The organism is Methylibium sp. (assembly GCF_013817345.1).
GTDB lineage: Bacteria > Pseudomonadota > Gammaproteobacteria > Burkholderiales > Burkholderiaceae_C > Methylibium.
In genome coordinates, this window is sequence record NZ_JACDCW010000043.1 from 23,827 (window position 1) to 30,960 (window position 7,134).

Annotated in this window: 10 protein-coding genes and 1 pseudogene; 9 read left to right on the top strand and 2 right to left on the bottom strand. The window is 63.7% G+C overall.

What is annotated here, in order from left to right:
- Positions 1-159: 159 nt before the first annotated feature.
- The 5 genes from H0W40_RS10125 to H0W40_RS10140 all read left to right on the top strand — a co-directional run bounded on the left by H0W40_RS10125 (position 160) and on the right by H0W40_RS10140 (position 4,004).
- Entirely contained in the window at positions 160-606 is a 447-nt protein-coding gene (locus tag H0W40_RS10125) for a hypothetical protein (protein ID WP_292445814.1), read from the top strand.
- On the top strand, positions 603-2,072 hold the full coding sequence (locus H0W40_RS10130) for an ATPase domain-containing protein (protein WP_292445816.1): 1,470 nt from the start codon (positions 603-605) through the stop codon (positions 2,070-2,072). The genes H0W40_RS10125 and H0W40_RS10130 overlap by 4 nt, the downstream gene beginning before the upstream one ends.
- A 53-nt stretch (positions 2,073-2,125) precedes the next feature.
- Complete coding sequence (locus H0W40_RS10135; protein WP_292445818.1) at positions 2,126-3,466, top strand: hybrid sensor histidine kinase/response regulator; 1,341 nt, start codon at positions 2,126-2,128, stop codon at positions 3,464-3,466.
- Positions 3,467-3,568: 102 nt separating this feature from the next.
- Entirely contained in the window at positions 3,569-3,868 is a 300-nt protein-coding gene (locus tag H0W40_RS20030; RefSeq protein WP_367153789.1) for a PAS domain S-box protein, read from the top strand.
- Position 3,869: 1 nt separating this feature from the next.
- Positions 3,870-4,004 (top strand): hypothetical protein, encoded by a 135-nt coding sequence (locus H0W40_RS10140; protein ID WP_292445820.1) that lies wholly within the window; start codon positions 3,870-3,872, stop codon positions 4,002-4,004.
- A 30-nt stretch (positions 4,005-4,034) separates the two neighbouring features.
- On the opposite strand, the gene H0W40_RS10145 is transcribed toward H0W40_RS10140, so the two are convergent.
- Positions 4,035-5,168 carry a HAMP domain-containing sensor histidine kinase gene (locus H0W40_RS10145; RefSeq protein WP_292445822.1) on the bottom strand — a complete coding sequence of 378 codons (1,134 nt, stop codon included), beginning with the start codon at positions 5,166-5,168 and terminating at the stop codon, positions 4,035-4,037.
- Between the two features lie 153 nt (positions 5,169-5,321).
- Here H0W40_RS10145 and H0W40_RS10150 point away from each other — a divergent pair, with 153 nt between their 5' ends.
- Complete coding sequence (locus tag H0W40_RS10150) at positions 5,322-5,615, top strand: hypothetical protein (protein WP_292445823.1); 294 nt, start codon at positions 5,322-5,324, stop codon at positions 5,613-5,615.
- A gap of 55 nt (positions 5,616-5,670) precedes the next feature.
- Positions 5,671-6,096, top strand: coding sequence for a nuclear transport factor 2 family protein (locus H0W40_RS10155; protein ID WP_292445825.1), 426 nt, complete (start codon positions 5,671-5,673; stop codon positions 6,094-6,096).
- A 105-nt stretch (positions 6,097-6,201) separates the two neighbouring features.
- Here H0W40_RS10155 and H0W40_RS10160 read toward each other — a convergent pair whose 3' ends face one another.
- On the bottom strand, positions 6,202-6,396 hold the full coding sequence (locus H0W40_RS10160) for a hypothetical protein (RefSeq protein ID WP_292445828.1): 195 nt from the start codon (positions 6,394-6,396) through the stop codon (positions 6,202-6,204).
- On the opposite strand from H0W40_RS10160, the pseudogene H0W40_RS10165 reads away from it, so the two are divergent.
- Together H0W40_RS10165 and H0W40_RS10170 are read left to right on the top strand one after the other, a co-directional pair.
- Positions 6,349-6,447, top strand: a pseudogene (locus H0W40_RS10165) (integrase); the annotation flags it as partial. The gene H0W40_RS10160 and the pseudogene H0W40_RS10165 sit on opposite strands and share 48 nt — an antisense overlap.
- A gap of 197 nt (positions 6,448-6,644) precedes the next feature.
- A partial coding sequence (locus H0W40_RS10170) for a YhjD/YihY/BrkB family envelope integrity protein (protein ID WP_292445827.1) occupies positions 6,645-7,134 on the top strand: 490 nt, incomplete at its 3' end.

A 7,134-nucleotide genomic window follows, 5' to 3' on the forward strand; every position in this document is an offset into this window, starting at 1 on the left:
TACAGGTCGCGAAGCAAGCTGCGGACGAATCTGAGGTAGCGCCACTTTCCGAGCTCTAGGAGCGTGGCACTTCGTTTGCTGCAATGGAGAGTTCCCAGACCGGGGCGGCGGAAGCCTGCGGTCGAAGATTTGAAGATCTGCTCTCGTCAATGATCGGAGTTGCTTGTTGTGCCGATAGATCCCCATCATTCGCAGGAATTGATACGCGGCGCCCTCCTGCGTAAAAGCGGATCACGCGCGGATGCCTGGACGGTCGCGGAGGCCTCGGTCGCGATATGGCAACGCATGGCCCTGGAACTCGTGCCGGTCATCGGGCAAGACGGCATGCACGCGCTTTACAGGCGCTGCTTAAACCTGCAGCGAATTGCCCACCGCGAAACTGATGCATCGGGGCCGTCGCTTTCCACGGCGGCCTCCTTCGTTGCCGTCCAGCTGAGCCTGGAACGCCATGAGGCGGCCGATGCCCTGGAAGCCAGCCTCGCGCTCCTTGGCACCTTCACTACATTGCTCAGCGGCCTGATCGGCGAGGGGCTTACAGCTCGGCTTTTAAACACTGTCTGGACGGAAGAACGATCCAGTACGCCAATACAGGAGACCAAGCCATGACTGATAAAGTGAAGATCCGTCGCCTGCCGACCGGTGTGCCGGGCCTCGACGACCTGCTCGGCGGTGGCATTCCCGAGTTTTCGTTCAATCTGATTGCGGGCTCGCCGGGCTGCGGCAAGACGACGCTGGCGCACCAGCTCATGTTCGGCCTGGCCAGCCCAGAGCGCCCGGCGCTTTACTTCACCGTGCTCGGCGAGCCACCGCTCAAGATGCTGCGCTACCAGCAGCAGTTCGCCTTCTTCGACATCGAGCGCATCAACTCGCAGGTCCGCTTCGTCAACTTGGCCGAAGAGGCGATGAGCGGTAAGTTCGAGGCCGTGCTGGCGCGTATCGTCAGCGAGGTCGAGGCTTTTTCGCCGGGCTTGGTGTTCGTCGATTCGTTCCGTTCGGTCAACGAAGTTGCCAAGGACAACGCCAAGCAGACCTCCAGCCTGCAGCAACTGGTGCAAAAGCTGGGCATGCGCATGACCGGCTGGGAGGCCACCACCTTTCTGGTCGGCGAGTACTCGCTGGCCGAGAGCGACGCGAACCCGGTGTTCACGGTGGCCGACGGCCTGTTGTGGCTGTCGCAAAGCGTGCACCGCAACTCCATGGTGCGCAAGCTGCAGGTCATGAAGATGCGAGGCCAAGCGCAAATTCCCGGGCTGCACACTTTTCGCATCAGCGAGGACGGCGTGCGGGTCTTCCCGCGCGCCATCCTCGGCAGCGAACCGACGGACACGCCGGCGGGCGACAAGCGGCTGTCCATGGGCGTGCCGCTTCTCGACGAGATGCTGGGCGGCGGTTTGCCCTCGGGCTATTCGCTGCTCATCGCCGGGCCGGCAGGCTCCGGCAAGACGATCCTCTCGACCAATTTCCTGACCGAAGGCGCGCGTGTCGGCGAAAACGGCGTCATCGCGTCTTTCGAGAAGCGGCCGCGCCAGTCGCACACCCGCAAGCTCGACGAACTGGTCGAAGCCGGACAGCTTGCCATCATCGACACCCGCGCGCTCGACCTCTCGATCGACGAGACCCTGCATGAACTGACAGTGCAGATCGAGCGTTTGGGAGCCAAACGGGTCGTGATCGATTCGCTCTCGGGCTTCGAGCTGGCGCTGGCCCCGACCTTCCGCGAGGATTTCCGTGAGTCGCTCTACCGCATGGTTGCAGTGCTCACCGGCATGGGCGTCACGGTATTGATGACAACCGAGCTGGAAGACCGCTACACCGACCTGCGTTTCTCCCCCTACGGCGCCGCCTTTCTCACCGACGCGATCATCGTGCAACGCTATGTCGAAGTGGAGAGCCGGCTTGAGCGATTGCTGGCCGTCGTGAAGCTGCGTGCCAGCGTGCACTGCAAGGAGCTGCGCCGCTTTGACATCGACGCCGACGGCATCCGCATCGGCGATGCGCTACCTGAGTACGAGGGTCTGCTGTCGGGGCAGCCGAAGCGGGTGCAGTGGGTCGAGCGACACGACGGGTCATGAGCAATCCTCCTCCCAGTAAAGCACCCGCCGATGCCGGCGGAGAAGACCTGCGAATGCGAGAAGAGAGGCTGCGCGCGGGCGAGGAGGATCTGGCGCGGCGCGAAGTAGCGTTCGCCCGACGCGAGGCGGAGTTTGACGCCAAGTCCGACGCCGCGATGACTCAGCCCAGCCAATCCGAGGAGCGCGCTCGGCAGGTCCGCGATGCCAACGAACGACTGGTCATCGCTTCGATGAACGCGCAGCAGCTGGCGGAAGCCGCCGAGGAGGCGAATGCGCGCAAGGATGACTTCCTGGCCATGCTCTCCCATGAGCTGCGCAACCCCTTGGCTCCGATCCGCAACGCTGCGGCCATCCTGGCCCGGATCGAGGGCGGTGAACCGCGGCTCCCGTGGATTCGCAATCTGATCGAGCAACAGGTCGAACAGATGTCGCTCCTGCTGGACGACCTGCTCGACGTGGCGCGCGTGCGCAGCGGCAAGATCGTGCTGAAGAAGCGCCCCGTCGCCGTGCACGAGTTCCTCGAGCGGGCCATCGAAAGTTGCCGACCGCTGGCCGAATCGCGGAGTCAGCAGCTCACCGCCGCGCTTCCGGCGCAGCCGGTTTTCGTCGACGGCGACCCGGCGCGCCTGACGCAGGTGTTCAGCAACCTGTTGAACAACGCCGCCAAGTACACCCGCGATGGCGGCACCATTCGCCTGAGCGTGGAGCCGAGCGAGACAGCACTCATCGCGCGTGTGAAGGACAACGGTAGCGGCCTTGCGCCGGAGGCGCTCGAGCGCGTCTTCGGGCTGTTCTCGCAGGAGGACCGTTCGTTGGCGCATGCCCAAGGCGGCCTTGGCATCGGCCTGACGGTGGTCCGCCGACTGGTGGAACTGCACGGCGGCACGGTCACGGTGACGAGCGATGGCCTGAACTGCGGCAGCGAGTTTGTGGTCACGCTGCCGCTGCTCAAGGGACCGGAACCGGCGGTCGCCGTACCGCGCGTAGAGGCCGTGCCCCGGCGCAGCCTGCGCATTGCCGTGATCGAAGACAACCGGGACTCCAACGACAGTCTGAGCACCTTGCTGCGCATCGTCGGCCACGAGGTCGTGTCGGCCTTCGACGGCGTTTCCGGCCTTGCGCTGGTGCTCGCTGAGCGCCCGCAACTGGTGCTGTGCGACATCGGCCTGCCGGGTATGGACGGCTTGGCTGTGGCGGCGCGTTTGCGCAAAGAATGGTGCGACTCGCCGCCGGTCCTGGTCGCGCTCACCGGCTACGGCCAAGCGGAGGATCGTGCTCGTGCCGAGGCGGCAGGTTTTGAGCTGCACCTGACCAAACCGGTCGATACAGACCTCATGATCGCGATGATCGATCGGCATGCCGAGCGGCTGCACATGCAGCCGCCCGTGCCTTGAAGGGCGGCGTCACCTTTGAAGTGAACAAAGGCCTGTGGGTCCTGTCGCTCCCATCAAAGACGAGAAAGCACCGCGTCCACGGCGTGAAAATCGACCGGTTTGGTGAGATGGAAGTCGAACCCCGCTTCTCGGGCCGGAAGACGCCGAGGCGCTCAAGCGGGCGACCGAGGCCACGCTCCAGACAGGGGTGCCTTCTACTTCGAAGGGCAAATCCGCCGCAAGGACGCGGGCCTTCGATGGGTCGAGCTTCGTGGGCTGCTGCTGCAATTGGGTGACGGCGGACAGAGGCATCTGCTTGGCACGTGCGTCGACGTGACTGGGCGCAAGAATGCCGAAGCGGCGTTACGCGACACCCGAGCACGGCTTGGATCTACGCTCGAGGCTGCCGAGGTCGCGACATGACGTGGACATCGTGAACGATCGCGTCGTTCCAGACCGCAACTTGGCCAAGTTCTTTTCGCTGTCGGAGGATGCCCATCACGCGCGACGCACCGAGGGCAAGGGGGCGCGCGAGGCTCCGGCGCCGGACACGAACTGACTCGTTTCGACAGTCGCCACCGGCGCTGCGCTAAGAGAGCGGCAACCGCACCGTGAAGGACGTTCCCGCTTCGGCCGTGGACTCCACCGAAATCGTTCCCCAGTGCGCCACGGCAATCACGCGGGCGATATACAGCCCCAGGCCAAGGCCGGACGAGCCGCCATTCTGTTCGGGCCCGGTGCGCGCCTGCATCAGCGGCTGGAACAGCCGCGGCAGTTCCCCCTCGGGAATCGGGGCGCCCTCGTTGTGCACGGTGAGACTGGCCGCACCGTCGGCCTCCGTCAGCATCACCGTCACCGGCTTCAGCGAATCGCCGTGGAGGATGGCGTTGGTGACGAGGTTGCTAACCAGCTGGGACAGGCGCGCGTCGTCCCACTGTCCGCTTGGGTGGCCGAGCGCCTCCACAAGCACCGTCGCGCTCGGATGCGCCGCCCGCACTTCCTCAGCCACGTCCTGGCAGAGGGCCGCGAGGTCCACCGGCGCGCGGGAGATGCTCAAACCCTCGCCCAGCAACGTCTGCGCGAAGTCGAGCAGGTCGTTCACGTAGCCGCCCATTCGCTTCGACGACGACATGATGCGAGCCACCGCCCGGAGCTCGTTGCCTTGAAGCCGGTCCGAGCGCAAAAGGTACTCTGCCGACATGCCCACCGCCCCGAGTGGGCTGCGCAGGTCGTGGCCGAGCACACCGATGAGGAGGTTGCGCGACTCCTCGAGTCTCCGGAAATACCAGGAGATGGCCTCCGTCATGCCCTCGTCCATGGCTTCGCCGAAGCGGGTGAGCTCGCCCAGCTGCGTGGCGTCGGCGCTCCCCAGCGCTTCGGTCCAACGCCGAATGACGGCGGCTCTCAGCGCGCGGTATTCGGAGACCATCTCCAGCAGGGAGAACGCCTGGTCGAAGCGGTGCTGCGCATGGAGCTGTGCAGTGCGCTTCACGTGGGAGAACACAGCTTCATCAGCGGCTCCCAGCGATTTCTGGTGCTTTGACTCCCCGCTTTGAACGGTGTCCATGTCCTGGGCCACCGCCTCCAAGACAACTTTGGAGTGGTCGCGCAGTGCCTGAGGTTCGAGTTGGGCGGCCGCCGGGCTGGTCGTGCGCGCAAACTCCATGAACTCTTCGACGATTTCGTCGATGTTCTCGATGATGAAGCGGCCGAAGGTGCTCATGGGCCAGGTGCCTCGCGGGTAGGGGAGCGCCATCCTAGCAACGCCAGGCCCGTCCGGAACCGAACCCACACCGCGACCCGTCTGCGCTTGGACGCCGCAGGCCTTGCTGACGCGTTTTGAAGTGTCGCAAAGCCGAAGCTAAGCAAGGAGCCCTTGATCGGATCGATGATGTCCGCCTCACAGTCCTACGATGCCGTCCATCTTTTGCTGCGCGCGTTGTTCGAAAGCAAGGGCAATTTGTCCGGCCCGACGCTCAAGAAGGCCTTGGAGAATCTACCTCGCGCCTACCACGGGGTGGTGACGACCTACGACCGGCCGTTCAGCGACAAGGAGCACGACGCGATCTCGGCCAACATGCTGTGGCTTGGCACTTGGCGCAATGGCGAGCGGCAGTTCTCCTATCGAGACGAGGCCAAGCTGGCAAGCATGATCCGCCGGAAGCAGTGAAGCCGGTCCAACGTCCGGACCAGACTGGTCCGCGACGTTCGACTTTGCTCGGCAAATGACGGCAGCCATCGAAAGCTGTCAACAAAGGGGAGAAGTGATGGGTCCGCTCGAACGCAACAAGGCGAACGTGAAAGCGTTCTATGACTTAATGTTTAACCAGTGCCAGCCGCGGAAGGCCATCGAGCGCTACGCAGGCGCGCAATACATCCAGCACAACCCGCACGTCGCCGACGGCAAGGACGCCTTCGTCGAATACTTTGAGCGCATGGCGCGCGAGTACCCGGGCAAGAGCGTGGAGTTCAAGCGGGCGTTCGCGGAGGGAGATCACGTCATCCTGCACTGCCATCAGCGCTGGCCGGGAGACCACGACTACGCCGGCATTGACATTTTCCGCTTAGAAACTGATGGAAAGATTGTTGAGCATTGGGACGTGCTTCAGGTGATCTCGTCTTCTTCGAAGAACGTGAACGGTATGTTTTGAACCGCAGCGCAGCCGAGAATCACCGAACTTCGGCGCGGCGAGCCGGCGCTGGGCGGTGGCACCTTTTGACCGAGAAGAGCCGACGGTTACGGTGTGCAGCACCGGTCATCGACGCAGGCGACTCGCGTGCTCAACGGCGGTTCTAGAAAACAGCGAGACGACGACCACGATCTCGGCCAGATGCTCCAGCAGCTGATCGACGATCGCCACCCTGACGGCCGAGGTGGCCGCGCTGCGCGGCGAGATTCGCGGGAACTGCTCGGCGACAGCGATGTGCGTACGACGCAGATCTACACGCATGTGTTGAACCGGGGTGGGCGAGGGGCGCTGAGTCCGCTGGATTCGATCTGATCGTTCGCAACTGCGAGGTGTTTTGCCTTGGCCGTTTTCGAGAAAGGGCACTGCAGGCGAGGCCGTGCGGCCCTCACCCTACCCGTCTCCCAGACGGAGAGGGCAACACAAACGAAGCCGCGCAGGCGAGGCCTCAGATCTGCATGTTCATGATGTCCCCAAAGTCAACACTGTCGGTATGGCGCTAAGGTCGAACCATGCGTTTGCTCGGACATCAAGCCCGATATGTGCTCGCCCACCCAGGGAGTTTCATATTCCGCGCGCTGAAGGCGTTCCGCGCAAACCAGGGGCTGCTTCTAGCGGGCGCGGTGGCCTACTACGCGCTGCTGTCGATCGTGCCACTGCTCATCCTGAGCGTCATTGCGCTGTCTCACGTCATTGACCAGGGGGACTTGTTGGCGACGATTGGGCTCTACCTGGAGTGGCTGATTCCGGGCCAGTCGCGGGCCATCGTCGACGAACTAAGTAAGTTCTTGATGCACCGCGACATCATCGGTTGGGTGTTGCTGGCAACCATGCTGTTCTTCAGCTCGCTTGCATTCACTGTGCTCGAGAACGCTATGTCGGTGATCTTCCTGCACAGAGTCGCGGTGCGGCGGCGTCACTTCATCGTATCGGCACTCCTGCCCTACGGCTACATCCTCACGCTCGGTGCCGGTCTGTTGCTGGTCACGCTGGTGGCCGGCA